Below are 23,142 nucleotides of genomic sequence, written 5' to 3'. Positions count from 1 at the left end.
AGTTCGGGCCCTCAGGCGAACGGCGGCCGCGGATCGATCCGGTTGGAGACGCGGCCCACGGTCCGCCAGGCGCGGGCCACGAGGTCGGTGTCCTCGTCGGTGATCAGATTGCCCATGACACGGACGACCAGCGACATCAGTTGCGGGGAGCGGATGCCGGGACGGCCGAGCGTGGGCACGGTCTGCGGCATCGTGAGGAGTCCGGCGAGGCGTCGGGCGGCGGAGAACGCGAGCCCGTAGTGGCCGACGAGGATGTCGCGCCAGCGGTCGGTGTAGTCGTCGGCGCCGAGGAGTTCGACGGCGAGCCGGGCGGTCTCCATCGCGTAGTCGATGCCCTCGCCGTTGAGCGGGTTGACGCAAGCGGCGGCGTCGCCGATGAGTACCCAGTTGCGGCCCGCGACGCCGGTCACCGCACCGCCCATCGGCAACAGTGCCGACGCGATGCGGACCGGCGGTCCGTCGAGAGCCCACTCGTCGCGGACCATCGTCGCGTAGTGCTCGAGGATCGGCCGAAGGGCCATGTGCGCCGGGCGTTTCGACGTGGCCAGTGCCCCCACGCCGACGTTGACCAGACCCCCGCCCTCGCTGCCCAGCGGAAACACCCAGCCGTAGCCGGGGAGGAGGTCGCCGTCGGGGCCGCGAAGCTCGAGATGTGAACCCATCCAGTGGGAATCGGCCCGGCCCGACGGTGCGTACGCTCGAGCCGCGACACCGTAGGCGGTGTCTCGATGCCATTCGCGCCCAAGGGCTTTGCCGAGTCCCGACCGCACCCCGTCGGCGACGATCAGGTCGGTCACCCGCACGGTATGGGTGGTGCCGCCCGCGGAGAATGTCACCGCGCCGACCCGGTCGCCGTCCATCGTCACGTCGACGGCCTTGGCGCCCTGGACCATGGCGACACCAGACGACACCGCGTGCGCCCGGATCGCATCGTCGAACTCGGTCCGTGCGACCGCGCTGCCGTACGCGGGGAAGCGGCCCGACGGCCAGCGGACCTGCTGCCGCGCACCCCACCCGTTGAGGAGTAGACCGTCGATGCGGGGCCGGTCGGCCACCAGCGAACCCAGGCCGAGTGCGTCGAGTTCGGCGATCGCGCGCGGGGTGAGTCCGTCGCCGCACGTCTTGTCGCGCGGGAACACCGCGGCGTCGACCAGGACGACGTCACGACCGGCCGCCGCGGCATGTGCTGCCGCCGCCGATCCGCCCGGTCCCGCGCCGACCACCAACACGTCGGCGTGATCGGGGAAGGAGACATCCCGGGGCGTCGATTTCTCAGGGCTCACCCGAACAGTATGTCCGTACCCCGGACCGGATAGGCTCGGCAGGCAGGTGGGGTCACGAGGACACTCGGGCCTCCGCCGACACACATTAGCCGGATCAGACGAGATGGGGCGGCGTAGCTGTGAAGTCCACATTCGCCGGGTTGGACCTGGTATCGGATGAGTTCGCCGAAACGGTGCGCTCCTCGTTGGAGAAGGTCGAGGACCTGCTCCTGGGTGAACTCTCATCCGGAGACGAGGTCATGACCGAGGCGGCGACGCACCTGGCCAAGGCCGGCGGCAAGCGGTTCCGGCCGATGTTCGCAATCCTCGCCTCGCAGTTCGGGCCGCGTCCCGACTCGGAGGACGTGATCACCTCGGCCACCGTCGTGGAGATGATCCACCTCGCGACGCTCTACCACGACGACGTGATGGACGAGGCCTCGATGCGTCGCGGCGCCCCGAGCGCCAACGCCCGCTGGACGAACTCGATCGCGATCCTCTCCGGCGACTTCCTGTTCGCCCGCGCCTCGCGACTGGTGTCGACGCTGGGTCCCGAGGCGGTGCGCATCATCGCCGAGACCTTCGCCGAACTCGTCACCGGCCAGATGCGGGAGACCGTCGGCGTGAAGCCCGGCGCGGACCCCATCGACCATTACCTGCAGGTGGTGTGGGAGAAGACCGGTTCGCTGATCGCGGCCGCCGCACGGTTCGGCGCGATGGCCTCCGGCGCGACCACCGACGACATCGAACGACTCTCCAAGATCGGCGACATCGTCGGCGTCGCCTTCCAGGTGTCCGACGACATCATCGACATCAGCTCGGTGTCGGTCGACTCGGGCAAGACCCCGGGTACCGACCTGCGAGAGGGTGTCCACACCCTGCCCGTGCTCTACGCGCTCACCGTAGACGACGCGACGTCGGCGCGGTTGCGTGAACTCCTCGTCGGTCCCGACGGCGGTTCACGGCCGCTCACCGACGACGCCGAGGTCGCCGAGGCTCTTCGATTGCTCGAATCGTCGGCCGGCATGGCCGCGGCACGCGCGAAGCTGCAGAGCTTCGCCGACGAGGCCCACGCGATGCTCGCCGAGTTGCCGGAGACCCCGGCACACAAGGCGCTCTCGTCGTTGGTGGACTACACCATCGACCGCGTCGGGTAGGTTTCGACACGCCTCCTCGCGGCGCTCGTCGCCTGCTCAACCAGCAGGGTTAGCGGCCGTTGCGGGCCATCTCCTGAAGACGTCGGATGCGTTCGGCGGTCGGCGGGTGGGTGGAGAACATCTTCGCCATGCGATCGCCGGCGCGAAACGGGCTCTCGATCATCATGTGCGACTGCGCGGCGATGTCGGGCTGCGGTGGCAACGGCGCGGCCTGGACGCCGCCGGAGATCTTCGCCAGAGCGGAGGCGAGTGCCAGCGGGTCACCGGTCAGCTCGGCGCCCGACTCGTCGGCCTGGAACTCACGTGACCGCGACACCGCCATCTTCACCAGCGTGGCCGAGATGGGTCCCAGGAACGCGATGAGGATCATCGCGAGCGGGCTGGGGCCGTTGTCGCGGCCGCCGAAGGCGCCCATGAACATCGCGAAGTTCGCCAGACCGCTGATCACCGCGGCCATCGCACCGGCGATGGAACTGATCAGGATGTCGCGGTTGTAGACGTGGGACAGCTCGTGACCGAGTACCGCGCGCAGTTCCCGCTCGTCGAGCAGCTGCAGGATGCCCGTCGTGCAGCACACGGCAGCGTTCTTCGGGTTGCGGCCCGTCGCGAAGGCGTTGGGCGACTCGGTGGGGGAGATGTAGAGCGCCGGCATCGGCTGGTGGGCGGCCGTGGCCAGTTCGCGCACGATCCGGTAGATGACGGGCGCCTGCAGCTCGGTGACGGGCTGGGCGTGCATCGCCTTCAGGGACATCTTGGCGCTGTTGAAGTACACGTAGGCGTTCATGCCCACGGCGACGATCACCGAGCCCCAGAGGATCAGCGGGCTCTGGAACAGGGCACCGATTCCGACGATGATCGCCGACATCACACCCAGTAGGGCTGCGGTCTTCAATCCGTTGAAATGCATCGGGGGTCCTCGTCTGTCGTGCGCCGAACCAGGATGAAGGCGCCTCGTTCATTCAAACGACGCAGTGTCCGTTTGGGTTTCCGACGGCCCGCGGTGCGATCTTGCACACATCTGCGGCCGCCGGGCGTCATGCTCGGTGGGGTCGACGAGCGATATCCCCGCCCGCCAGGGGATCGCGGGCGGGGATGTCGGCGTGAATGTCAGCGGTAGTTGACGAACTGCAGGGCGATCCCGAAGTCCTCGCCCTTGAGCAGGGCGATGACGGCCTGCAGGTCGTCGCGCTTCTTGCTCGAGACGCGCAGCTCGTCGCCCTGGATCTGTGCCTTGACGCCCTTGGGGCCCTCGTCGCGGATCTTCTTGGAGATCTTCTTCGCGTGCTCGGAGTCGATGCCCTGGACCAGCTTGCCGCTGATCTTGAAGGTCTTGCCGGAACCGACGATGTCGCCGGCGTCGAACGCCTTCAGCGAGATGTCGCGGCGGATCAGCTTCTCCTTGAACACCTCGAGACCGGCCTGCGCGCGCTCCTCGGCGTCGGAGGTGATCACGATCGTCTCCTCGCCGGACCACTCGATACCGGTGTTGGTGCCGCGGAAGTCGTAGCGCTGCGACAGCTCCTTGGCAGCCTGGTTGAGGGCGTTGTCGACCTCCTGGCGGTCGACCTTGCTCACCACGTCGAACGATGAATCAGCCATGTCCGACAGGTTATGTCATCGCCTCGGGTGGACTGGGTGCGTGGCGGGGTTTCGACGTAGCCCAACCGGCACAGGTACGCGGCTCGACCGGCAGAGGGGACGACGCCCGACCGGCAGCGCTCGCGTCGGGTCGGCCGGGAGCTGCCAAAACTGAGGCGCTGACCAGCCGGTTTGCGTGGGGACGTATGGTTCGTTGTATTCTTCACCGCGTTGTTCGAACGACCGTCACGGCGGCCGTGGGAGCAGCACGGCAGGTTGCCCGAGCGGCCAAAGGGAGCGGATTGTAAATCCGTCGCGCAAGCTACATAGGTTCGAATCCTATACCTGCCACGACGTGGTGAACATCCATGAAAACTGCCTGACAGATGGTCTCTGACCAGCGATTTGTCTAGCACGGACATGAGTGTGTAACCTCGTTAAGGCTCTCGAGCAGAAATGCCCGGGGCACGCCCCCTTAGCTCAGTCGGCAGAGCGTTTCCATGGTAAGGAAAAGGTCGACGGTTCGATTCCGTCAGGGGGCTCGCTGGACGACAAGTCCGCGGGGCGGTGTAGCTCAGCTGGTTAGAGCGCACGACTCATAATCGTGAGGTCGAGGGATCGAGTCCCTCCACCGCTACACATCGGGTCCGACCGGAACCGAGCGCAAGGGTCGCAAGCCCTGAGGGAACTGCCGAACCCGACCACGTACCACTCGAAAGAAGGCAATCAAGTGGCCTCCTCAACAGATGTTCGCCCCAAGATCACCTTGGCATGCGAGGTGTGCAAGCACCGTAACTACATCACCAAGAAGAACCGCCGCAACGATCCCGATCGCCTCGAGATCAAGAAGTTCTGCCCGAACTGCGGCAAGCATCAGGCGCACAAGGAATCGCGCTAAACGACGTCAGTCGGCGATTCCGGTACAAGAACCAGCACACGGGCTGCCTCTGCGAAGAGGCAGCTCGTTTTGCTTGTTGCCGGGCCAAGGGGTCGCCCGGGCGCAGTGTGCTTCGCACAACTGAATAAATTCAATCGAGACAACACGCGCAGCGCGGCGCGGGTGGGTCGTCGACTTTCGGCCCACGTAGTCCGGTCCGGGCCCCTCCCGGTCGGGCATGCGAAGGGAGCAGTAGTCAATGTCAGACGCGAGTGGAACAGACCTCCAGGAGCGGATCGCCGAGTCGAGGAACGGCGGCGTCAAGCTCACCCCCGAGGAGATCGCCGCGCACACCCAGTCGCTTGTCGGCTTCCACTACACCGTCGACGACTACTACGAGATCGGCCGCGAAGAGGTCCGCAAGCACGCGATGGCCGTGCAGGACGCGCATCCCACCCACTGGAGTGAGAAGGGCGCCCGCGAGTTCGGTCACGAGACCCTCATCGCCGCTCCCACCTACGTCTCCGTGCTCGGCATCATCGCCCAGCGCAAGCTGTTCGAGGACGTGATCACCGGCTACGACATGTGGCAGATCATGCAGACCGACCAGCGCCTCGTCTACCACCAGCCGATGAAGGTCGGGGACCGCCTGATCTGCGACGTCTCCCTCGAGTCGTTCCGCCACGTCAGCAGTCCCGAGATGATCGACCTGATGGTCACCAAGAACGTCATCTGGAATCAGCACGACGAGCCGGTGATGACCACCTGGACCTCGCTCGCCGCACGTCCCGGCATGGACGTCGATCCCGAGCTCGAGGCCTCCCTCGATCACGTGATGATGAAGATCGACGCCATCGGCGATCCCGGGCACACCGTCGAGGCCAAGGCCGGTCGTTACGACCTGCCCGACCCGACCCAGACTCCCGGCGCGTACGCCGCGGTGAACTTCGACACCCTGACCGTCGGGCAGGAACTGACGCCGAAGCGGTACTTCCTCACGCGCGGCAACCTGTCGAACTACGCCGGTGTCGCCGGCGACCCGAACCCGATCCACTTCTCCGATCACGTGATCAGCGCGGCCGGGATGGACGACGTGGTCGCCCACGGCATGCAGACGATGGGCCTCGGCGCGAGCTTCGTATCGGAGTTCATCGGCGACCCGGCCGCTTTCTGCGAGTACAGCGTCCGCTTCACCAGCCCCGTGTACGTCCCGGCCGACGACAGCGCCGCCGTCGACTTCACCGGCAAGGTCAAGTCGCTCGACCCGGAGACCCGACGCGGCACCATCGCGATCACCGCGAAGCAGGGCGACCGCCGGATCTTCGGCCGCGCCACCGTGGTCGTCCAGTTCAACTGACGCCCTCCGCACGCAACACGCCACGACGGCGGCGCCCCCTCGGGGTCGCCGCCGTCGATGCGTACATCGTTTCGGCAGATCGTGCGGTGCGGTGGTGGTGCCAGGCAATCCGCTGGACCGGTCAGCTCGGTCTTGCTACGGTCGCGGCCATGTACTCAGGCATCGCGTCGATGAAGCTCTGGACCCGTCGCTGACGGCGACGAGCCCTCTCATCCTCTGAAGTTCTCGTTCGTCGTCCCGGATTCGCCGTCCGACGCTTTCGTCGTGTCCGGCACCGGTCAGCATTTCGTACCGACGAGCCGAGAGCATACGCATGCCCGCATCACGCACCACTTCATCATCGATCCCCTCTTCTCCGCCCCAGCAGTTTCCCGCAGGGTCGGCCGCACACATCCGCGCGCAAGGACTGCATGTCTCCCGCGGTGACCGGCAGATCCTGAACGACGTCGGCGTGATCGTCTCCGCAGGATCACGACTCGCCGTCGTCGGCGAGAACGGCCGCGGCAAGACCACGCTTCTCCAAGTCCTGGCCGGAATCACCACACCCGACGCGGGAACCGTTGCGCGCCATGGCACCATCGCGTTCGTCGGGCAGGATCTACCAGTCGGTGCGCGCACCGTGGGAAGCCTCGTCGACGACGCGGTCGGCGATGCCCTGGCAGCTTTGGAGCAACTCGATCGGGCGGCCGCGGATCTCGCGACCGGCACCCCGGGAGCCGAGGACGCCTACGCCGATGCGCTCGACCTAGCGACCCGCCTCGACGCGTGGGATGCCCAGCGGCGCATCGACATCGCGCTCGAGGCCTTGTCCGCGTGCGCCGACCGTGCGCGCCCGCTGTCGACGCTGTCGGTAGGCGGGCGACACCGTGTGCGCCTCGCGGTCACCCTCGGTTCCGGTGCCGATCTGCTGCTCCTCGACGAACCCACCAATCATCTCGACGCCGAGGCGCTGCGCTTCCTGACACGACGGCTGCGTGAGCGCGTCGGCGGGATGGCGGTCGTCAGCCATGACCGCGCGTTCCTGCGCGACGTGGCGACCACCTTCGTCGATCTCGACCCCAGCCGTGACGGACGTCCGCGCGTGTATGCGGGCGGGTACGACGGTTGGGTTGCCGGTCGTCGACGGGAGCGTGAGCGATGGGAGCAGGAACACGCGGCGCAGCAGGCCGAACATGCCGAACTCGTGCGGGCCGCCGACGCTGCGAGGGATCGGCTGCAGACCCACTGGAGGCCCGACAAAGGCACCGGGAAGCATCAGCGGGCCACGCGCGCCGGGGGAGCGGTGCAGGCGTTCAACCGCCGCGTGGAGGAACTCGAAGCCCACCGGATCACGGTTCCCGTCCCACCCCGGCACCTGAACCTGCCGGCGTCCGGTACGCGGCCCGGCGCGCCGATCGTCGACGTCACCGACGCGCGGGTGGCCGGTCGGCTGCGGACGCCGGTCTCCGTCGCGCTCACCGGCGGCGACCGGCTGCTGATCGTCGGACCCAACGGTGCCGGCAAGTCGACCCTGCTTGCCGTTCTGGCCGGTCAGACGCACCCGGACGAAGGGCGTGTGGACCTCCGTCGAGATGCCCGCGGCGCGTTCCTCGCGCAGGAGGTACCGAGCTGGGACCCGTATCGCACCGCCCATGAGATCTACGACGAGCAGCGGCGCCGCCTGGAGACGGATCAGCCCGACGTGCCGTCGCTGCGCGGTCTCGGCCTGCTGGACGCGGCGGCCGCGCGAACCCCGGTGGCGCGGCTGTCGCAGGGCCAGCAACGGCGCCTGCACCTGGCACTGTGCCTGGCCGCCCGGGCCGACCTCTTGCTCCTCGACGAGCCGACCAATCACCTGTCGGCGAGCCTCGTCGACGAGCTCACCGAGGCCCTGCAGAACGTCGATTGCGCGGTCGTCGTCGCCACCCACGACCGGAAGATGCTGCACGATCTCGAGGGCTGGCCGCGCATCGAACTCGCAGGACAGCAGGTGTCATGACCGTCTTGGACGACCTCACCGTGTACGGTCGACGAGGGAGCAGGTGGAGCGCGTTTTGGGTCCACAGCCCCGGTGATCTACACTGAAGTGTCTGATTGATTCAGACTTGCGCGCTACCCATAGGGTGGCGCGTTGGTTTTGTCGGCGGTGAAACGTCGGCACCGGTCGCGAGGCCGGGATTCGATGAGATGGCAGCGGAACCACTCCGGTGGGGAAGTCGCAAAGGGGCGTAGCTCAATTGGCAGAGCAGCGGTCTCCAAAACCGCAGGTTGCAGGTTCAAGTCCTGTCGCCCCTGCCCTGGTGAAGGGCACACGTTGACGAGAGGACCGCGAAGTTGAGCAAGCGAGACCGGGCTGCCCGCGCCAAAGAAGCCGCTGAGGGTTCTGCGGCCGATTCGGCTGCGGCTGAGCTCGACGGTCGCGACGAGGCCACCGGCGGTGCGGACGACGAGACGTCGACCGGCGCCGCGAAGGAGCTGCGTCCGTCCGGCAAGCGCTCGGCTCGCGGACGTCGCTCGTCAACCGGTGCATCCGGAACCGACGGAGACACCGACTCCGCCACGGGGTCGGCAGTAGCCGTCAAGGAACGCAAGAAGAAGAAAAAGGCCTCTGCTGAGGAGAGCCGGAATCCGTTCGTTCGGATCTGGGTGTTCCTCACGCAGGTCGTCGCCGAGCTGAAGAAGGTCATCTGGCCGACGCGGCGCGAGATGATCACGTACACGATCGTCGTGCTCGTGTTCGTCATCGTGATGACCGCGTTCATCTCCGGCCTCGACCTGGCCTTTGCCAAGGGCGTCCTCTGGTTGTTCGGCTGACCCACGCGGTGGGTGGCCGGGCGAGCGGGAGCCGACCGGAGATGAACCATAAGGAGCGTGGGCTGCAGTGAGCACCCCGGAGAACGAACTCGCATCGACCGACACCGTCGACGCGGCCGTGACCGACGAGGTCGACGAGGCTGCGGTCGACGAGGCCGGTGACACCGACGTCGAGACGGCCGCCGAGGGCGACGAGGCTCCCGCGACCGACGTCGACTCCGAGGACGCCGACGAGACCCCCGCCGAGGAGGCCCCGGAAGAAGAGGTCGACCCGGTCGAGGAGCTGCGCAAGCAGCTGCGTCGCGCACCCGGCGACTGGTACGTCATCCACAGCTACGCCGGCTACGAGAACAAGGTCAAGGCCAATCTCGAGACCCGCGTGCAGAACCTCGACGTCGGCGACTACATCTTCCAGGTCGAGGTTCCGACCGAAGAGGTCACCGAGATCAAGAACGGCCAGCCCAAGAAGGTCAACCGCAAGGTGCTGCCGGGCTACATCCTCGTTCGCATGGAACTCAACGACGAGTCGTGGGGCGCGGTGCGCAACACCCCGGGTGTCACCGGGTTCGTGGGGATGACCAGCAAGCCGTCGCCGCTGTCGCTCAACGAGGTGCTGCAGTTCCTCATGCCGCGCGCCGAGGCCAAGAAGCCCGCCAAGGGGGGCTCCGCCGCCGAGGGCGTCGAGGCCGCAGCCGCCGCCGCGTCGAACACCATCGAGGTCGACTTCGAGGTCGGCGAGTCGGTCACCGTCATGGACGGCCCGTTTGCCACGCTGCCCGCGTCGATCAGTGAGGTCAACGCCGAGCAGCGCAAGGTGAAGGTGCTCGTGTCGATCTTCGGTCGCGAGACCCCGGTCGAGCTCGGGTTCAATCAGGTCGAGAAGATCTGACTGGTTCCGCGGGAGCGGATGCACAGCAGATAAACACAGACTTTCACGTCTCCAGCGGGCGTGAATTCGCAAGGAAACAAGCAAGGACAAAAGGATGCCTCCCAAGAAGAAGAAGCTCGCCGGGATCATCAAGCTCCAGATCCAGGCAGGCGCGGCCAACCCGGCCCCGCCCGTGGGTCCGGCGCTCGGTCAGCACGGCGTGAACATCATGGAGTTCTGCAAGGCGTACAACGCCGCGACCGAGTCGCAGCGCGGCAACGTCATCCCGGTGGAGATCTTCGTGTACGAAGATCGCTCCTTCGACTTCAAGTTGAAGACCCCGCCGGCAGCGAAGCTCCTGCTCAAGGCTGCAGGCCTGCAGAAGGGCTCCGGCGAGCCCCACACCAACAAGGTCGGCAAGGTGAGCATGGACCAGGTCCGTGAGATCGCCAAGACCAAGGCCGAAGACCTGAACGCCAACGACATCGACCAGGCCGCGAAGATCATCGCCGGTACTGCTCGGTCCATGGGTATCACCGTCGAGTGAGCTTGCGAGCTCGCGCCGTCGACACCGTCGAGGGCTAGACCTACCACAACATCTCGTGGGAGGGCCGGCTCGGCCCGCACCACACACCCCGCCGGTTGAGTGCGGAGAAGGAACAGAGCAATGAGCAAGAAGAGCAAGGCCTACGCGGCTGCGGCCGAGAAGGTCGACAAGTCCAAGCTGTACAGCCCGCTGGAGGCTGTTGAGCTGGCGAAGGAAACCTCGTCGAAGAACACCGACGCGACCGTTGAGGTTGCGATCCGGCTGGGCGTCGACCCCCGTAAGGCAGACCAGATGGTTCGAGGCACCGTCAACCTGCCGCACGGCACGGGTAAGACCGCCCGCGTGATCGTGTTCGCCGCCGGCGACAAGGCCGCCGAGGCCACCGCCGCCGGTGCCGACGAGGTCGGCGCCGAGGACCTGATCGAGCGCATCCAGGGCGGTTGGCTGGACTTCGACGCCGCGATCGCCACCCCGGATCAGATGGCCAAGGTCGGCCGCATCGCGCGTGTCCTCGGACCGCGTGGCCTGATGCCGAACCCGAAGACGGGCACCGTGACCACCGATGTCACCAAGGCCGTCAACGACATCAAGGGCGGCAAGATCAACTTCCGTGTCGACAAGGCAGCCAACCTGCACTTCGTCATCGGCAAGGCTTCGTTCGACCCGGCCAAGCTGGCCGAGAACTACGGCGCCGCGTACGACGAGATCATGCGTGCGAAGCCGTCGGCAGCCAAGGGCCGCTACATCAAGAAGGTCACCGTCTCGACCACCACGGGCCCGGGCATCCCGGTCGACCCGCAGGTCAGCCGCAACTTCGCCGAAGCTCCCCAGGCCTGATCCTGGCGCTCGCGCGTAACTAGAGACACCCACGAGGGGCCTGGCAGTCGATGCCGGGCCCCTCGTGCTCTGTCTCCCCAGTTCTTCCATCGGAGGTCAGTGGCTCGTGGTGAGAATCCGTCTCGGAACCCGTCGTGGTGGTGCGGCGGTGGCTGCCGTGTTGCTGTCGCTGCTGCTGGTGATCGTCGGTTGTGGCACCGACGGTGGCCAGGCCGATGACGCATCCCCCGCGGGCATCCCGTCGACGATCGTGTCGATCAGCCCGACGACCACCGAGATGCTCTTCGCCGTCGGCGCGGGCGATCAGGTGGTCGCGGTCGACGACCAGTCCGACTTCCCGGCCGAGGCCCCGCGGACCTCGCTGTCGGGTTACACCCCGAACCTCGAGGCGATCCTCGCCTACGACCCCGATCTCGTCGTCCTCACCGACGACAACAACGACATCATCGCCGGCCTCGACCGGGTGGGCGTCGACGTGCTGCAGATCCCGGCGGCGAAGAACCTCGACGAGACGTACGCGCAGATCCAGCAGGTGGGTGACGCCACCGGCCATGCCGAGTCGGCCGATGAGCTCGTCGCCTCGATGCGCGACGAGATCGAGAAGACCATCCGCACAGTCCCGCTGCGCGAGGTTCCGCTGACCTACTTCCACGAGCTCGACGACACTTACTACACCGTCACCGACGACACCTACCTCGGTCAGGTCTACAGCCTGCTCGGTCTGCGGTCGATCGCCACCGGTCAGAGCGGCTATCCGCAGCTGTCACCCGAGTACATCCTGGAGAGCGATCCCGAGGTCATCTTCCTCGCCGACTCGCAGTGCTGTGGGGTCACACCGGAGAAGGTCGCCGCGCGTGCCGGCTGGGACGACCTGCGGGCCGTCGCGAACGGTCAGGTCCACGTCCTCGACGAGGACATCGCGAGCCGATGGGGACCCCGCGTCGTCGACCTGGTCCGCGACATCGCGCAGATCGTCTCCGGCGTCGACGGACAGCCAACGAACTGAGATGTCGAGCCGTCACATCGGGGTGATCTGCGCGGCCGTCGCAGTGCTGCTGGGCGCATGCATGCTCGCAGTCCTCGTCGGCCCGGCCGGACTGACCCCGAAGGGCGTGCTGCTCGACCTCCTCGACCAACTCCCGCTCGTCGACGTCGAATCCGGGCTCACCCCCCGCCAGCAGACGATCTTGTGGGAGGTGCGGATGCCGCGCGTGGCGCTGGGAGCGCTGGTCGGTGCGATGCTCGCCGTCGCGGGTGCCGCCTACCAGGGTGTCTTCCGCAATCCGCTCGCAGACCCGTACCTGCTCGGTGTGTCCAGCGGTGCGGGACTCGGCGCGACCGTCGCGATCGTCCTGGGCGGTGCCGCGGGCACGATCGGCCTGCCACCCGCGGCGTTCGTCGGCGGCATCCTGGCCGTGGCCGCGACCTATGCGCTGGGCCGGACCGTCGGCGGCGGCCGCACCGAGGTGGTCATCATCCTCGCCGGAGTCGCGGTCGCGGCGTTCGCGAATGCCCTCCAGACCTTCCTCATGCAGCAGCACGACGACACGCTGCGGCAGGTCTACAACTGGATGCTCGGCCGCCTGGCGACCGACGGCTGGTCCGAGGTCGTCACCGTGCTGCCGTACGTCCTCGCGTGCGTCGCCGTCATCGTGCTGTTCGGGCGCACACTCGACGTCATGGCGGTCGGTGACATCGAGGCGTCGAGCCTGGGGATCAGACCTGACCGCGTGCGCCTGCTGCTGGTCTGCGTCGCGACGCTCGGCACCGCGGCGGTGGTGTCGGTGAGCGGATTGATCGGTTTCGTCGGCATCGTCATCCCGCACGCCGTCCGGCTCCTCGTCGGTCCTGGGCACCGGCTGCTGCTGCCGTTGTCGCTGCTCGTGGGTGCGGCCTTCCTGGTGCTGGCGGACGTGGTCGCGCGGACCGCGATGTCGCCGTCGGAGTTGCCGATCGGCGTGGTCACCGCCGCCATCGGCGCGCCCTTCTTCCTTGTCGTCCTCCGGCGCAGCGGACGGAGCGTCGAATGACCGCCGCGATCACCTGTCGAGGTGTGTGCGCGTCGCGCGGGGGAGTGGAGGTCCTGCACGACGTCGACCTCGAGATCGGTTCCGGCACCTGGGTCTCCCTGGTGGGGCCCAACGGTTCGGGTAAGACGACGCTGCTGCACTCCCTCGCCGGGTTGGTGGCCTCGACCGGGCGGGTCGACGTCGCGGGTGTCGACCCGGGTCGTGCGCGCCGCCGCGAGATCGCCCGGGCCGTGGCGCTGATGCCGCAGCGGCCGATCGTCCCGGAGGGCACGTCGGTGCGGGAGCTCATCGGCCTCGGCCGCACCCCGCACATCGCCCGATTCGGCAGCGAGACCCGCTCGGACCGCGAGGTTGTCGACGACGTCATCGAGCGACTCGACCTCGTGGAGTTCGCGAACCGTTCCGCCTCGGCACTGTCGGGCGGTGAGTTGCAGCGGGTGGTGCTCGCCCGGGCACTCGCCCAGCAGCCGCGCGTGTTGTTGCTCGACGAACCGACCAGCGCTCTCGACATCGGCCACCAGCAGCAGGTCCTCGACCTCGTCGACTCCATGCGGCAGGCCAGTGAGCTGACCGTGATCGCGGCGATGCACGACCTGACATCGGCGGCCCAGTACGGACAGCGCCTCGTGCTCCTCGACCGGGGACGTATCGTCGCCGACGGTACGCCCGCGGAGGTCCTGACGGCCGAACGCCTGCAGGACGTCTATGCCGCCAATGTCGAGGTGCTCGACCGCCGCGACGGCCCGGCCGTGTTGCCGGTGCGTGATCCGGGACCACGGAAACGATGAAGGTCACGCTGCTCGGCACGGGTGCCGCCGACGGCTGGCCGAATGCGTTCTGCCGCTGCGAGTCCTGTGCCGACGCGCGGCGCCGGCGGGACTTTCGCGCGCAGACCGCGGCACTCGTCGACGACGTGCTGATGCTCGACTTCGGCCCCGACGCTCCGGGTTCGGCAATACGCCAAGGATTTTCCCTCGCCGGGGTACGGCATGTCCTGATCACCCATGCGCACGCCGATCATCTTGCACCGCAATCATTGCTGTTCCGGTCGTGGGTGGAGGGGGTCGGTGACCTGGAACTGATCGGTCCGGCCGATGCTCTCGATGTGTGTCGCCCGTGGGTGGGGCCCGACGCCGGCGTGCGGTTCACGCCGGTCGTCGCGGGTGACCAGGTGCGGGTGGGGGACCACGACGTGCGGGTGCTCCCGGCGCGCCACCAGGTCTTTCGCGACGGTGATGCGGTCTTGTACGACGTCACCGGTCCCGACGGTATGAGGCTGCTGTGGGCGACGGACACCGGTGTGTGGCCCGACGATTGGTTCGATGCGGTGACCGGGGCCGAGTTCGACGCGGTCTTCCTCGAGGAGACCTTCGGCGATCGTGAGGACCTGTCCGATGGGCATCTCGGGTTACCCGGGTTTGCGACGATGATACCGGCACTGCGTGGAGTGGGTGCCGTCGTCGACTCCACCGACGTCGTCGCAGTCCATCTGGGACACCACAATCCGCCGGTCGGCGTGCTCCGAGAGCGGCTTCGGGATCTCGGCGCGCGGCCGGGACGAGACGGGGAGGTGCTCGACTTGGGCGAGTCGGTCGGGCGGCGGATCTTCGTCACCGGAGGGGCGAGGTCGGGGAAGTCGCGGTATGCCGAAGGTCTGCTGGCCGGCGTCGACGACGTCGTCTATGTCGCCGCCGGCGGTCCGCGAGCCGGCGATCCCGACTGGGACCGACGCGTCGAACTCCATCGTGAACGACGCCCCGCATCGTGGACGACGGTCGAGGACACGGAGGTGGCCGGTGTCCTACGATCCGCGCGTCACCCGGTCCTCGTCGACTGTCTCGGAACCTGGCTGGCCGCCCGGATCGATCACCACGATGCCTGGGAGAGCGGCGAACTCGATGCCGTGCGGTCCGACGTCGAGGATCTCCTCGACGCCTGGCGGAGTTGCCCGGTGCCCGTCGTCGCGGTCAGCAACGAGGTCGGTAGCGGCGTCGTCCCGGCCACCGGGTCGGGCCGTCTCTTCCGCGACGAACTCGGCCGACTGAATGCCGAGATGGCCGACCGCGCCGACCAGGTCGTGATGACGGTCGCCGGTCAACCCCTGGTGGTGCGGTAGCCCGGTGCGGGTGAACAGGTGAACGGCGATGTCACTGGATGACGAACGTCCTGGAGTCCCGGGCGCCCATCCCGGACATGTTCTCGTAGGCGGTGATCGTGAAGGTACCCGGCTTGTTGTAGAAGGGGTCGGTGAACGTGGCGCTGCCCTCGCAGACCGTCGCGTGGTACGTAGGAAGGCTCGTGCCCCGGAAGGTGATGTCGATTCGACAGGGTATGTCCCTGCCCTGGGCGCCGAAGACGCGCGCCGACCACTTCACCCTGGGTGCGAACGGTCTGCTGTAACGATTCGGGCCGAGTTCGCTGCCGAGAGAATTCTCCACCGACATCCTGATACTGGGGAGCACGCCGAGGAGGGGCGCCGACAGGCTTCCGGAGTCGTTGCCGGGCAACGGCAACCCGGGAGCGGCGGAAGCGGGCGACGTGATCATGGTGGCGGCGGCTGCCACGGTCAATGCGGCTATTCCCAATGTGCGTCTCATTTTCGAACTCCTACTCGAACCGAATGGTGCGGCGAAACGTATGTTGCGGCAGCAATGCCCTCGACCGACTGGAATCACGGTACGTGGACGATGTCCGATTTGCGTCATCTGGTCGAAGGTATTTCACCTCTGATAACAAACCGGCCGGATCATTCGCGTTCGTGGGGGTGCTCAGCCGAGCCAGTCGTTGCCGCCTAGTCCGAGTTGCCGGACGTCGAGGGTGGGCGTGATCCCCGACGCCGGCGCGAGGTCATGTGCCTCGAGGACCGACCGCAGTGTCTCGGCGGCGTCGATGTTGAGCGGGCTCGACACCCACATCGCGTAGGGGAGGTTCACGAAGCGGTTCTCGCGCACCGCCTTCAGATTGCGGCTGGCGGGGTTGGTGCGCAGAGCGTCGATCTTCTGCTCCACGGACTGGCCGGGATAGTCGACGAAGACGATCAGATCGGGGTCGGCGGTGGCGATCCGTTCCCAGCTCACCGCGGTCCAGGTGTCCTCGACATCCTCGGTCGCGTTGCGCGCGCCCGCCGCGTCGATGATGCCCTGCGGGCCACCGAAGGAGCCCGACGAGAAGATGGTGTCGGAGACGCTGTCGAAGACGAAGACCGTCGGTTTCGATGCCGGTTGCGGTGCAGCACGGAGTTTTTCGAGGCGGTCGGAGATGTCGTCGGCGACCGTCGCGCCCTGCTCGGGATTGCCGGCGATGGTGCCGATGTTGCGCAGGTCGGTGTCGAGCGCGACCCATGGGTCCATCGTGCCGCGCTGAGCCTGGCCGTCGACCTGACGGCACGCCTCCGACAGCTGATACACGTCGATCCCGTGGGAGGCCAGGATCTCCGGGGTGATGCCGCGGGACTCGCTCATGCCGTAGTTGTAGCCGGCGTAGAGGACCTGCGGTTTGGCGCCGACGATGTTCTCGAGGGTGGGCTGCTCGGTGGCGACCTCGTCGAGCGTGTCGACCTGTGGGCCGTATTCGAGTCGGAGAACGTCCTTGTCGCGGGCGAGCGCACTGACGGCGACGATCTTGTCTCTGGCGCCCGCCGCCAGCGCGATCGCGATCATCCCGCCGTCGTTGACGAACAGGCGATCGAGAGGCTGGTCGAAGGCGACCTCGGCGCCACAGTTGGTGACGGTGACGCGGTCGGTTGCGACGGCGCCGGACTCGGTGCCGCAGCCCGCTGCGATGCCCAGGACGACGGCGAGCGTGGCGTATCGGGTGATGTTGTGTCTCATCGGTTTTCCTTGGTGGCGTAGACCTGCGGTGCAGGAGAGGTGGGGGAGTCGAGCAGCAGATGGGGGAGGCCGGTCTCGGGGTGTGGCACGACGGTGCCGGACACATCGAAGACCGACGCCAGCAGCGGCGGGGTCAGCACCTCGACCGGTGGGCCGTGTGCGGTGACGCCGCCGTCGGAAATGACGGCGACGGAGTCGAAGTGGCGGAGGACGAGGTCGAGGTCGTGCATCGCGGCGATCACAGTCGCCTCGAGGTCGTCGAGGACCTGCATCAACCGCAGTCGCCAGGCCGCGTCGAGATGATTCGTCGGCTCGTCGAGCACAAGGATCGGCGTCTGCTGTGCGATTGCGCGGGCGAGCACCACCCGGTGCCGTTTACCGCCGGACAGCTGCGTACACGAACGGTGTTCCCAACCGCCCAGTCCCACCTGCTCCAGTGCGGACCGGACGATCGCGTGGTCGTCGGAGTTACGTATGGCCCAGGCGGATCGGTACGGCGTGCGTCCCAGGCCCACCGCTTCGGCGACCGTGAGTTCGGCCGACGGGTGTTCATCCTGACCGACCACCGCGATCGACAGCGCGCGACGCCGAGCCGGAAGACGATCGAGATCGTCGTCGCCCAACCGGATTCGCCCCTCGGCCGGTTGTTCGAGACCGCACAGTGTCCGCAGCAACGTGGTCTTGCCCGCCCCGTTGGGTCCGACGATGGCGAGCCGGGTTCCGGCAGGGACGTCGAGATCCACGTCGCGCAGTATCGGGCGGCCACTTCGACGGCAACTGATGGCGTTCGCGCACAGGGACATCGAGCGCTGCACGGCGCCCATCAGGCTTCGCCGCCGAACACGTACTGGCGCCGTCCCATCAGGAACAGGAAGATCGGTGCGCCGATCAGTCCGGTGACGATGCCCAGCGGCATCTCGCGAGGTGACGCGGCCACTCGTGAGATGACGTCGACCCACACCAGGAACAGTGCACCGCCGCAGACCGCTACGGGAATCATCGCGCGGTGCGTCGCACCGACGAGCAGGCGTGCCGCGTGAGGGACGATCAAGCCCACGAATCCGATTCCACCCGCGACTGAGACCAGAACGCCGACCAGGATTCCCTGGACCGCGAACAGCGCGTTTCGCATGGCGCGCAACGGAACCCCGAGAGATGTCGCGGTGTCGGTCCCGGCTGCGTAGGCGTCGAGCCAGGAGTGGATCGCGAGCATGGCGAGCACCGTGACCACGACGACAACCCCGGCGATCTGCACTTTCGCCCAGGTCGCGCCGGCGACGCTGCCCAACATCCAGAACATCACGTTGTCGGCGGCATGCGGGTCGGCCGCGGTGAAGACCAGCAGTGAGGACAGCGCCAGGAACGCCGACGACAGAACCACTCCGGAGAGGATCAGGCGTAGGGCGGTCAGTCCGCCCTGCGCCCGGGCGACGGCGTACACGGTGACCGAGGCCGCGAGCGCGCCGATCAGCGCGCCGCCGGACAACGCCCAGACACCCAGGGCGGCAAACGATCCGAGAGTGATCACCGCCGTCGCACCCACCGCGGCGCCGGCCGACACGCCCAGCAGGTACGGCTCGGCGAGCGGGTTGCGGACGAGGGCCTGCATGACGGCGCCGGCGAGCGCCAGACCGGCGCCGACGATCGCCGCGAGAACCGAACGCGGCAAACGGAGATCCCAGATGATCACGGAGTGGGCGGCGTCGAGCTCGTCGCCTCGCAGGCGCCCGGCGACGGTTCGCCAGACATCGCCGAGCGGGATGGTCTCGGCACCGAAAGCGGTGGCGATCGCGATGTTCACCAAGGTGAGCGCGAGAAGGATCAGGGCAAGGGGCAACGACGGGAGTCGCCGTACCGACATGGCGGTGGCGATCATCGTCGTGCCGTCGGGAGGACGGGACACGTGTGGAACTGCCTTTGGTCTGGGCATCTGTGCGCGAGACGCCGGGTGGACTCGACGAGAACGGCAGGTATTCGGACTCGGGTTCGTCCGAACCCGACGCCTTCCCGGGTTGCCCCAGTGGCCTGATGTCGGGTCCGTCCCCCATACCGCTGCGCGCCAGTCCTGGATTCGCACCAGGTTCCCTGGCACCCGCCTGTGCAGGTGCGACCGCTCTCACCGGTGAGGTTAGCAATACGGACACGGAGCTCTCACCGACCCGTCTCCAAGTCGTCGGGCGAGGGATGCCCGGAGGTCTTAGGCTGGGCGCTGACAGGCAACGGACAGGTGCGAATCGAACCGAGGCGAACGGTGATCTGATGGACGGACGACCCACGAAACTGGCGATCATCGGGGCGGGCGCGGTCGGCACCGCGATCGCCTACTCGGCGCTGATCCGCGGGGTCGCGCGCACGGTCGCGTTGCTGGACATCAAGGCCGCCAAGGTCACCGCCGAGGTGCTCGACCTGTCCCACGGTCTGGAGTTCGTACCGCGCGCCGACATCATCGGCTCCAACGACGTGTCGGTGTGCGCCGACGCCGACGTCGTCGTGTTCACCGCCGGAGCCAAGCAGAAGCCGGGACAGTCCCGACTCGAATTAGCCGAGGCCACAATCGGTTTGACGCGCGCCATCCTGCCGGATGTGCTCGAGGTGGCACCGAACGCGATCTACCTGATGGTGACCAACCCGGTGGACGTCGTCACCCATGCGGCGCAGAAGATCACCGGCCTGCCGCCGAATCAGCTGTTCGGGTCGGGAACCGTGCTGGACTCGTCGCGGCTGCGGTTCCTCGTCGCGCAGCACTGCGGGGTAGCGGTGCAGAGTGTGCACTCGTATGTCGTCGGCGAGCACGGTGACAGCGAGATCCCGCTGTGGTCGTCGGCGACGATCGGTGGCGTGCCGCTGACGTCGTGGACGCCGCTACCGGGGCGTCCGGAGATGGATGCCGTTGCACGGGAGCGTATCCGGGACGAGGTCGTGCACGCCGCCTACGCCATCATCGAGGGGAAGGGGGCCACCAACTACGCCATCGGCCTCGCCGCCACCCGTATCGTCGAAGCCGTTCTGAACGACGAACACCGGGTGCTCCCGGTGTCCACGGTCGCCTCCGGATTCCCCGGGCTCGATGATGTGTGTCTCTCCCTGCCGACCGTCGTCGACCGCGGTGGTGCGCAGACGCGCCTCGAGGTGCCGCTGTCGCCGGACGAGGAAGCCGGTCTGCTCGCCTCGGCGGAGACGCTACGCCGGATGCAGGCGCGATTCGGGTTGTAGGGGCAGGCACTGTCCATCGGGTGGACCAATCTCGGTGCTCCATGCCGGTGCGGCATCCTCGCCGGGGTAGTTTCACCTGGTCACATCGGTGGAAGAGAAGGTTCGACGATGAGTGGTTCGCGGAAGACGGTTCTGGGTCTTGTCGCTGCGGCGTCGATGGCGATCGCGCCGCTGATGGTGGCGGCACCTGCATCGGCGGCGACCGACTACGCCAACTGCGCGGCACTCAACGCCGACTACCCGCACGGCGCCGGCGAGCCCGGCGCCGTCGACTCGACCTCCGGCACGCCGGTTACGAACTTCACCGTCGACCAGGCCCTCTACGACGCCAACGACGAGAGCGACCGCGACAAGGACGGCATCGCCTGCGAGCAGAACTGACCCTTCGGTCACACACTGTGCGTGAGGGTCTCCGACCTGGCTTTTTCTGCTCGCCTGCAGTCCGATGGAACCGATCGGGCGCGCAGATAGTCTGAACTACATGCGCGACGACAAGCTGCTCACCCGGATCTCCGCCCTCCTGCGGCAGGCGGAGAACACCGACAACGAGCATGAGGCCGAGACGTTCATGCAGGCCGCACAACGCCTTGCCACGGCGTCGTCGATCGATCTCGCCGTGGCCCGCGCGCACGATCCCGCCGCGCGTAAGCAGGTCACCCCGATCTCGCGGCAGATCAAGATCGGCGAGCCGGGTAAGCGTGGCCTGCGCACCTACGTGCAATTGTTCGTGGCGATCACCATGGCCAACGACGTGACCGTCGACGTCGCGAGCAACTCGACCTTCGTCCTCGCCTACGGGTACGAGGCCGACATCGACGCCTGCGAGGCGCTCTACACGTCGCTGATCATCCAGATGGTCGCGGCGAGCGATGCCTATCTGCGGTCGGGGGCGTACAAGGGCGAGACCTTCGCGCGGGTCGTCACGAAGGGCAGCGGCTGGCGAGCGCGGCGGGTGATCGAGGAGAAGCCGCTGTCGCCGATCACTGCGCGACTCAACTTCCAGTCGGCCTTCGCCGAACGCATCGGCAAACGTCTCACCGAGGCCCGCGACGCCGCCCGCGAAGAAGCACTCGCCGCCGAACGGCGCTCAGGTGATCCGGAACGCTCGACGGCGCTGGCCCTGCGCAACAAGGAACTCGAGGTCACCGACTTCTACAAGACCGAGTCCACCGCTCGCGGCACGTGGCGGGCATCGAGCGCGTCGGCCGGCTATTCGGAGGCCGCCCGGAAGGCGGGGGACCGGGCGGGGCGTCGGGCCAAGATCGGCGCCGACCGTGAATTCGGCGGTGCGCGAGGCGCTCTGGAGGCCTGACGAGTGGTCAGGCGCCGCGGTCGTACCAGGCCACCGATGGGGTCGGAGCAAACGGGGTCGGGGTTCCCGCCCAACGTCGAACCCAGGTGCCGATACGTCCGGAGTCGGTGGCCACGCCGTGCACGACGATGGCCGTGACCACCAGGATCGCAGCGAACACGAACAGCCAGCTGATCGCGACGAACACGATGCCGAGAGTGCCGAAATAGCGGATCGTTCCCGACGCCAACGTGGGCAGCGCGAGCCGGCTGCCGGCCAGCAGGGCAGTGATCAGCAGCCCCGTGACCACACCGTTGAGGGCGAGAAGACGCAGCGGGACCTGGGTGGACACCAGCAAGCGCGGGATGGCGGTGAAGGTGCCCGACCAGATCGTCACCGTCACTCCGAAGACCAGCACGATGCCGAGGAGGCCGCTGCCGCCGAGGTGGAGGCCGAACAGTGTCTCGGCGTGCAGGCCGGTCGACAGCCCCTGCGCGGTGACCGCGGTCGGGATGAGGAACAGCACGATCACCCAGCGCCAGAAAGCTCGCCACGGCAGTTTGGTGACGCCCCAGATCGCGACATACATTCGGCCGAGTGCACGTGACAGGGAGGTGGCGCCGGCGATGGTCATGAGTGCGCCGATGATCCCGAAGGTGGCGAACGACTGCGGGTTGTCCACCGAGTTGTGGTCGAGTTTGCTCACCGGGATGCCGAGCCCGCTCAGGGCGTCGTCGACGACGTCGCTGCCCGGGAGCGTGAGCAGCAGGATGACGATGGGCAGGATCGAGGTGAAGGCCTGCGCGGCGAGGGTCATCGCGCGGTCGGTGATGTCGCCGCGCGCGATGTCGGTGAGGATGCGCAGGCTCAGCGTCGCGCCCGGCAGTCGCAGCACACGTTCGCCGATCGCGTGCAGGTCGGGACGGCGCATGAAAACTCCCATCGGGTACGGCGGACCCTCATCATCATTGGTGATGCCATGAGTCCGCGTGACACCGGGCGTGCCCGGTACTACGACGCCGAGCGACTCGTCTTCCGACTCTTCGACACCGCGTCCTCCTCGCGCACCGTGCAGCTGGCCGGAACCGAACTCACGCTGCCCGCCGAGGCCCGGTTCGCCTCGATCGACGCGGTGCGCGACTACGTGGGACGGGTGCTGGAGTTGCCGAGCGTACGGTCGCGGTTCCCACGCGCCGCCGAGCCGGTGTCGGTGCGCGAGCGGCGCGGCCAGAGCTCGGCACACTACGCCCGGTCGACGACGATCTCCGGTGACAAGTTGCTCAGCGCGGAGATCGCGATCCCGTCGTCGGCGGAGGGCCGGTGGGCGCTACGCGAGCTCGTGGTGCTGCACGAGCTCGCCCATCACCTCGACGACTCCAAGGGGCCGGGGCACGGCCGCGGCTTCGTGCTCACCTTCATCGAACTCGTGGGCCTCGTCCTCGGCCCCGAGGCGGCCTTCGTGTTCCGCGTGGTGCTGGCCGATTCCGGGATCGGCTGATCGG

Annotated in this window: 24 protein-coding genes, 4 tRNA genes and 1 riboswitch; of the genes, 20 read left to right on the top strand and 8 right to left on the bottom strand. The window is 67.5% G+C overall.

Going from position 1 to position 23,142, the window contains the following annotated elements; all coding sequences use genetic code 11:
- Nucleotides 1-11: 11 nt before the first annotated feature.
- Nucleotides 12-1,283, bottom strand: a complete 1,272-nt coding sequence (locus tag C5O27_RS22110; RefSeq protein WP_006358206.1) for a geranylgeranyl reductase family protein — start codon at nt 1,281-1,283, stop codon at nt 12-14.
- Nucleotides 1,284-1,402: 119 nt separating this feature from the next.
- On the opposite strand from C5O27_RS22110, the gene C5O27_RS22105 reads away from it, so the two are divergent.
- Nucleotides 1,403-2,419 (top strand): polyprenyl synthetase family protein, encoded by a 1,017-nt coding sequence (locus tag C5O27_RS22105; RefSeq protein WP_127963687.1) that lies wholly within the window; start codon nt 1,403-1,405, stop codon nt 2,417-2,419.
- A 49-nt stretch (nt 2,420-2,468) separates the two neighbouring features.
- On the opposite strand, the gene htpX is transcribed toward C5O27_RS22105, so the two are convergent.
- Together htpX and C5O27_RS22095 are read right to left on the bottom strand one after the other, a co-directional pair.
- Nucleotides 2,469-3,326, bottom strand: coding sequence for a zinc metalloprotease HtpX (gene htpX, locus C5O27_RS22100; protein ID WP_127963686.1), 858 nt, complete (start codon nt 3,324-3,326; stop codon nt 2,469-2,471).
- A 200-nt stretch (nt 3,327-3,526) separates the two neighbouring features.
- A complete protein-coding gene (locus C5O27_RS22095) occupies nt 3,527-4,018 on the bottom strand; it encodes a YajQ family cyclic di-GMP-binding protein (RefSeq protein ID WP_006358209.1) in 492 nt (163 codons plus the stop codon).
- A gap of 249 nt (nt 4,019-4,267) precedes the next feature.
- Between C5O27_RS22095 and C5O27_RS22090 the strand changes: the two genes are divergently transcribed.
- The 15 genes from C5O27_RS22090 (at nt 4,268) to C5O27_RS22020 (ending at nt 15,422) form a co-directional block, all read left to right on the top strand.
- Nucleotides 4,268-4,348: transfer RNA gene (locus tag C5O27_RS22090), tRNA-Tyr, on the top strand.
- A gap of 118 nt (nt 4,349-4,466) precedes the next feature.
- A tRNA-Thr gene (locus C5O27_RS22085) sits at nt 4,467-4,539 on the top strand.
- 21 nt (nt 4,540-4,560) lie between these two features.
- Nucleotides 4,561-4,634, top strand: a tRNA-Met gene (locus C5O27_RS22080).
- Nucleotides 4,635-4,727: 93 nt separating this feature from the next.
- On the top strand, nt 4,728-4,895 hold the full coding sequence (gene rpmG, locus C5O27_RS22075) for a 50S ribosomal protein L33 (RefSeq protein WP_003929651.1): 168 nt from the start codon (nt 4,728-4,730) through the stop codon (nt 4,893-4,895).
- 238 nt (nt 4,896-5,133) lie between these two features.
- The gene (locus tag C5O27_RS22070; protein WP_035753278.1) at nt 5,134-6,231 is read left to right on the top strand and encodes a fused (3R)-hydroxyacyl-ACP dehydratase subunits HadA/HadB; all 1,098 of its coding nucleotides are present in this window, start codon (nt 5,134-5,136) and stop codon (nt 6,229-6,231) included.
- A 313-nt stretch (nt 6,232-6,544) separates the two neighbouring features.
- Complete coding sequence (locus C5O27_RS22065; RefSeq protein WP_167483114.1) at nt 6,545-8,209, top strand: ATP-binding cassette domain-containing protein; 1,665 nt, start codon at nt 6,545-6,547, stop codon at nt 8,207-8,209.
- 223 nt (nt 8,210-8,432) lie between these two features.
- Nucleotides 8,433-8,505: transfer RNA gene (locus C5O27_RS22060), tRNA-Trp, on the top strand.
- Nucleotides 8,506-8,544: 39 nt separating this feature from the next.
- Nucleotides 8,545-9,024, top strand: coding sequence for a preprotein translocase subunit SecE (secE, locus tag C5O27_RS22055; protein ID WP_006358213.1), 480 nt, complete (start codon nt 8,545-8,547; stop codon nt 9,022-9,024).
- A gap of 67 nt (nt 9,025-9,091) precedes the next feature.
- On the top strand, nt 9,092-9,913 hold the full coding sequence (nusG, locus tag C5O27_RS22050; protein ID WP_006358214.1) for a transcription termination/antitermination protein NusG: 822 nt from the start codon (nt 9,092-9,094) through the stop codon (nt 9,911-9,913).
- A 94-nt stretch (nt 9,914-10,007) separates the two neighbouring features.
- Nucleotides 10,008-10,439, top strand: a complete 432-nt coding sequence (rplK, locus tag C5O27_RS22045) for a 50S ribosomal protein L11 (protein ID WP_042375468.1) — start codon at nt 10,008-10,010, stop codon at nt 10,437-10,439.
- A 120-nt stretch (nt 10,440-10,559) separates the two neighbouring features.
- Nucleotides 10,560-11,276 carry a 50S ribosomal protein L1 gene (rplA, locus tag C5O27_RS22040; protein ID WP_006358216.1) on the top strand — a complete coding sequence of 239 codons (717 nt, stop codon included), beginning with the start codon at nt 10,560-10,562 and terminating at the stop codon, nt 11,274-11,276.
- Nucleotides 11,277-11,382: 106 nt separating this feature from the next.
- The gene (locus C5O27_RS22035) at nt 11,383-12,282 is read left to right on the top strand and encodes an ABC transporter substrate-binding protein (RefSeq protein WP_006358217.1); all 900 of its coding nucleotides are present in this window, start codon (nt 11,383-11,385) and stop codon (nt 12,280-12,282) included.
- A gap of 1 nt (nt 12,283) precedes the next feature.
- Nucleotides 12,284-13,306, top strand: coding sequence for a FecCD family ABC transporter permease (locus tag C5O27_RS22030; protein WP_127963685.1), 1,023 nt, complete (start codon nt 12,284-12,286; stop codon nt 13,304-13,306).
- Nucleotides 13,303-14,094, top strand: coding sequence for an ABC transporter ATP-binding protein (locus C5O27_RS22025; protein ID WP_127963684.1), 792 nt, complete (start codon nt 13,303-13,305; stop codon nt 14,092-14,094). Before C5O27_RS22030 ends, C5O27_RS22025 begins: the two co-directional genes overlap by 4 nt.
- Nucleotides 14,091-15,422: a bifunctional adenosylcobinamide kinase/adenosylcobinamide-phosphate guanylyltransferase gene (locus tag C5O27_RS22020; protein WP_127963683.1), complete on the top strand. Its 1,332-nt coding sequence runs from the start codon at nt 14,091-14,093 to the stop codon at nt 15,420-15,422. Before C5O27_RS22025 ends, C5O27_RS22020 begins: the two co-directional genes overlap by 4 nt.
- A 31-nt stretch (nt 15,423-15,453) precedes the next feature.
- Here C5O27_RS22020 and C5O27_RS22015 read toward each other — a convergent pair whose 3' ends face one another.
- The 4 genes from C5O27_RS22015 to C5O27_RS22000 form a co-directional block, all read right to left on the bottom strand.
- Entirely contained in the window at nt 15,454-15,903 is a 450-nt protein-coding gene (locus tag C5O27_RS22015) for a hypothetical protein (protein WP_035753268.1), read from the bottom strand.
- A 171-nt stretch (nt 15,904-16,074) separates the two neighbouring features.
- Nucleotides 16,075-17,136 carry an ABC transporter substrate-binding protein gene (locus C5O27_RS22010; RefSeq protein WP_127963682.1) on the bottom strand — a complete coding sequence of 354 codons (1,062 nt, stop codon included), beginning with the start codon at nt 17,134-17,136 and terminating at the stop codon, nt 16,075-16,077.
- On the bottom strand, nt 17,133-17,960 hold the full coding sequence (locus C5O27_RS22005) for an ABC transporter ATP-binding protein (protein WP_127963681.1): 828 nt from the start codon (nt 17,958-17,960) through the stop codon (nt 17,133-17,135). Before C5O27_RS22005 ends, C5O27_RS22010 begins: the two co-directional genes overlap by 4 nt.
- A complete protein-coding gene (locus tag C5O27_RS22000; protein ID WP_127963930.1) occupies nt 17,960-19,012 on the bottom strand; it encodes a FecCD family ABC transporter permease in 1,053 nt (350 codons plus the stop codon). Before C5O27_RS22000 ends, C5O27_RS22005 begins: the two co-directional genes overlap by 1 nt.
- Before the next feature lie 72 nt (nt 19,013-19,084).
- Nucleotides 19,085-19,266, bottom strand: a riboswitch (cobalamin riboswitch).
- A 129-nt stretch (nt 19,267-19,395) separates the two neighbouring features.
- Here C5O27_RS22000 and C5O27_RS21995 point away from each other — a divergent pair.
- The 3 genes from C5O27_RS21995 to C5O27_RS21985 all read left to right on the top strand — a co-directional run bounded on the left by C5O27_RS21995 (nt 19,396) and on the right by C5O27_RS21985 (nt 21,661).
- Nucleotides 19,396-20,349 carry an L-lactate dehydrogenase gene (locus C5O27_RS21995; protein ID WP_127963680.1) on the top strand — a complete coding sequence of 318 codons (954 nt, stop codon included), beginning with the start codon at nt 19,396-19,398 and terminating at the stop codon, nt 20,347-20,349.
- 108 nt (nt 20,350-20,457) lie between these two features.
- Nucleotides 20,458-20,730 carry an excalibur calcium-binding domain-containing protein gene (locus tag C5O27_RS21990; RefSeq protein WP_127963679.1) on the top strand — a complete coding sequence of 91 codons (273 nt, stop codon included), beginning with the start codon at nt 20,458-20,460 and terminating at the stop codon, nt 20,728-20,730.
- A gap of 100 nt (nt 20,731-20,830) precedes the next feature.
- The gene (locus C5O27_RS21985) at nt 20,831-21,661 is read left to right on the top strand and encodes a DUF2786 domain-containing protein (protein WP_127963678.1); all 831 of its coding nucleotides are present in this window, start codon (nt 20,831-20,833) and stop codon (nt 21,659-21,661) included.
- A 7-nt stretch (nt 21,662-21,668) separates the two neighbouring features.
- Here the strand turns inward: C5O27_RS21985 and C5O27_RS21980 are convergent, their stop codons facing one another.
- On the bottom strand, nt 21,669-22,571 hold the full coding sequence (locus tag C5O27_RS21980; protein WP_127963677.1) for a YihY/virulence factor BrkB family protein: 903 nt from the start codon (nt 22,569-22,571) through the stop codon (nt 21,669-21,671).
- Nucleotides 22,572-22,619: 48 nt separating this feature from the next.
- Here C5O27_RS21980 and C5O27_RS21975 point away from each other — a divergent pair, with 48 nt between their 5' ends.
- Entirely contained in the window at nt 22,620-23,138 is a 519-nt protein-coding gene (locus tag C5O27_RS21975; protein ID WP_127963676.1) for a TIGR04338 family metallohydrolase, read from the top strand.
- Nucleotides 23,139-23,142: the final 4 nt, after the last annotated feature.

Origin of the sequence: Gordonia alkanivorans (genome assembly GCF_004011905.1) — a bacterium.
Taxonomy (GTDB): Bacteria; Actinomycetota; Actinomycetes; order Mycobacteriales; family Mycobacteriaceae; genus Gordonia; species Gordonia alkanivorans.
The sequence above is the reverse complement of the archived record's forward strand: the minus strand, read 5'-3'. Positions and strand labels throughout refer to the sequence as shown.

Bases quoted from the DNA above. Each gene is read 5' to 3' on its own strand.
- C5O27_RS22000 (WP_127963930.1), bottom strand. From the start codon at position 19,012: ATGATCGCCACCGCCATGTCGGTACGGCGACTCCCGTCGTTGCCCCTT.
- C5O27_RS22095 (WP_006358209.1), bottom strand. From the start codon at position 4,018: ATGGCTGATTCATCGTTCGACGTGGTGAGCAAGGTCGACCGCCAGGAG.
- C5O27_RS22070 (WP_035753278.1), top strand. From the start codon at position 5,134: ATGTCAGACGCGAGTGGAACAGACCTCCAGGAGCGGATCGCCGAGTCG.
- C5O27_RS21995 (WP_127963680.1), top strand. From the start codon at position 19,396: ATGGACGGACGACCCACGAAACTGGCGATCATCGGGGCGGGCGCGGTC.
- C5O27_RS22005 (WP_127963681.1), bottom strand. From the start codon at position 17,960: ATGGGCGCCGTGCAGCGCTCGATGTCCCTGTGCGCGAACGCCATCAGT.
- C5O27_RS22065 (WP_167483114.1), top strand. From the start codon at position 6,545: ATGCCCGCATCACGCACCACTTCATCATCGATCCCCTCTTCTCCGCCC.
- C5O27_RS22015 (WP_035753268.1), bottom strand. From the start codon at position 15,903: ATGAGACGCACATTGGGAATAGCCGCATTGACCGTGGCAGCCGCCGCC.
- C5O27_RS21975 (WP_127963676.1), top strand. From the start codon at position 22,620: ATGAGTCCGCGTGACACCGGGCGTGCCCGGTACTACGACGCCGAGCGA.
- C5O27_RS21985 (WP_127963678.1), top strand. From the start codon at position 20,831: ATGCGCGACGACAAGCTGCTCACCCGGATCTCCGCCCTCCTGCGGCAG.
- C5O27_RS22025 (WP_127963684.1), top strand. From the start codon at position 13,303: ATGACCGCCGCGATCACCTGTCGAGGTGTGTGCGCGTCGCGCGGGGGA.
- C5O27_RS21980 (WP_127963677.1), bottom strand. From the start codon at position 22,571: ATGCGCCGTCCCGACCTGCACGCGATCGGCGAACGTGTGCTGCGACTG.
- rplK (WP_042375468.1), top strand. From the start codon at position 10,008: ATGCCTCCCAAGAAGAAGAAGCTCGCCGGGATCATCAAGCTCCAGATC.
- C5O27_RS22010 (WP_127963682.1), bottom strand. From the start codon at position 17,136: ATGAGACACAACATCACCCGATACGCCACGCTCGCCGTCGTCCTGGGC.
- rplA (WP_006358216.1), top strand. From the start codon at position 10,560: ATGAGCAAGAAGAGCAAGGCCTACGCGGCTGCGGCCGAGAAGGTCGAC.
- C5O27_RS22030 (WP_127963685.1), top strand. From the start codon at position 12,284: ATGTCGAGCCGTCACATCGGGGTGATCTGCGCGGCCGTCGCAGTGCTG.
- C5O27_RS21990 (WP_127963679.1), top strand. From the start codon at position 20,458: ATGAGTGGTTCGCGGAAGACGGTTCTGGGTCTTGTCGCTGCGGCGTCG.
- htpX (WP_127963686.1), bottom strand. From the start codon at position 3,326: ATGCATTTCAACGGATTGAAGACCGCAGCCCTACTGGGTGTGATGTCG.
- C5O27_RS22020 (WP_127963683.1), top strand. From the start codon at position 14,091: ATGAAGGTCACGCTGCTCGGCACGGGTGCCGCCGACGGCTGGCCGAAT.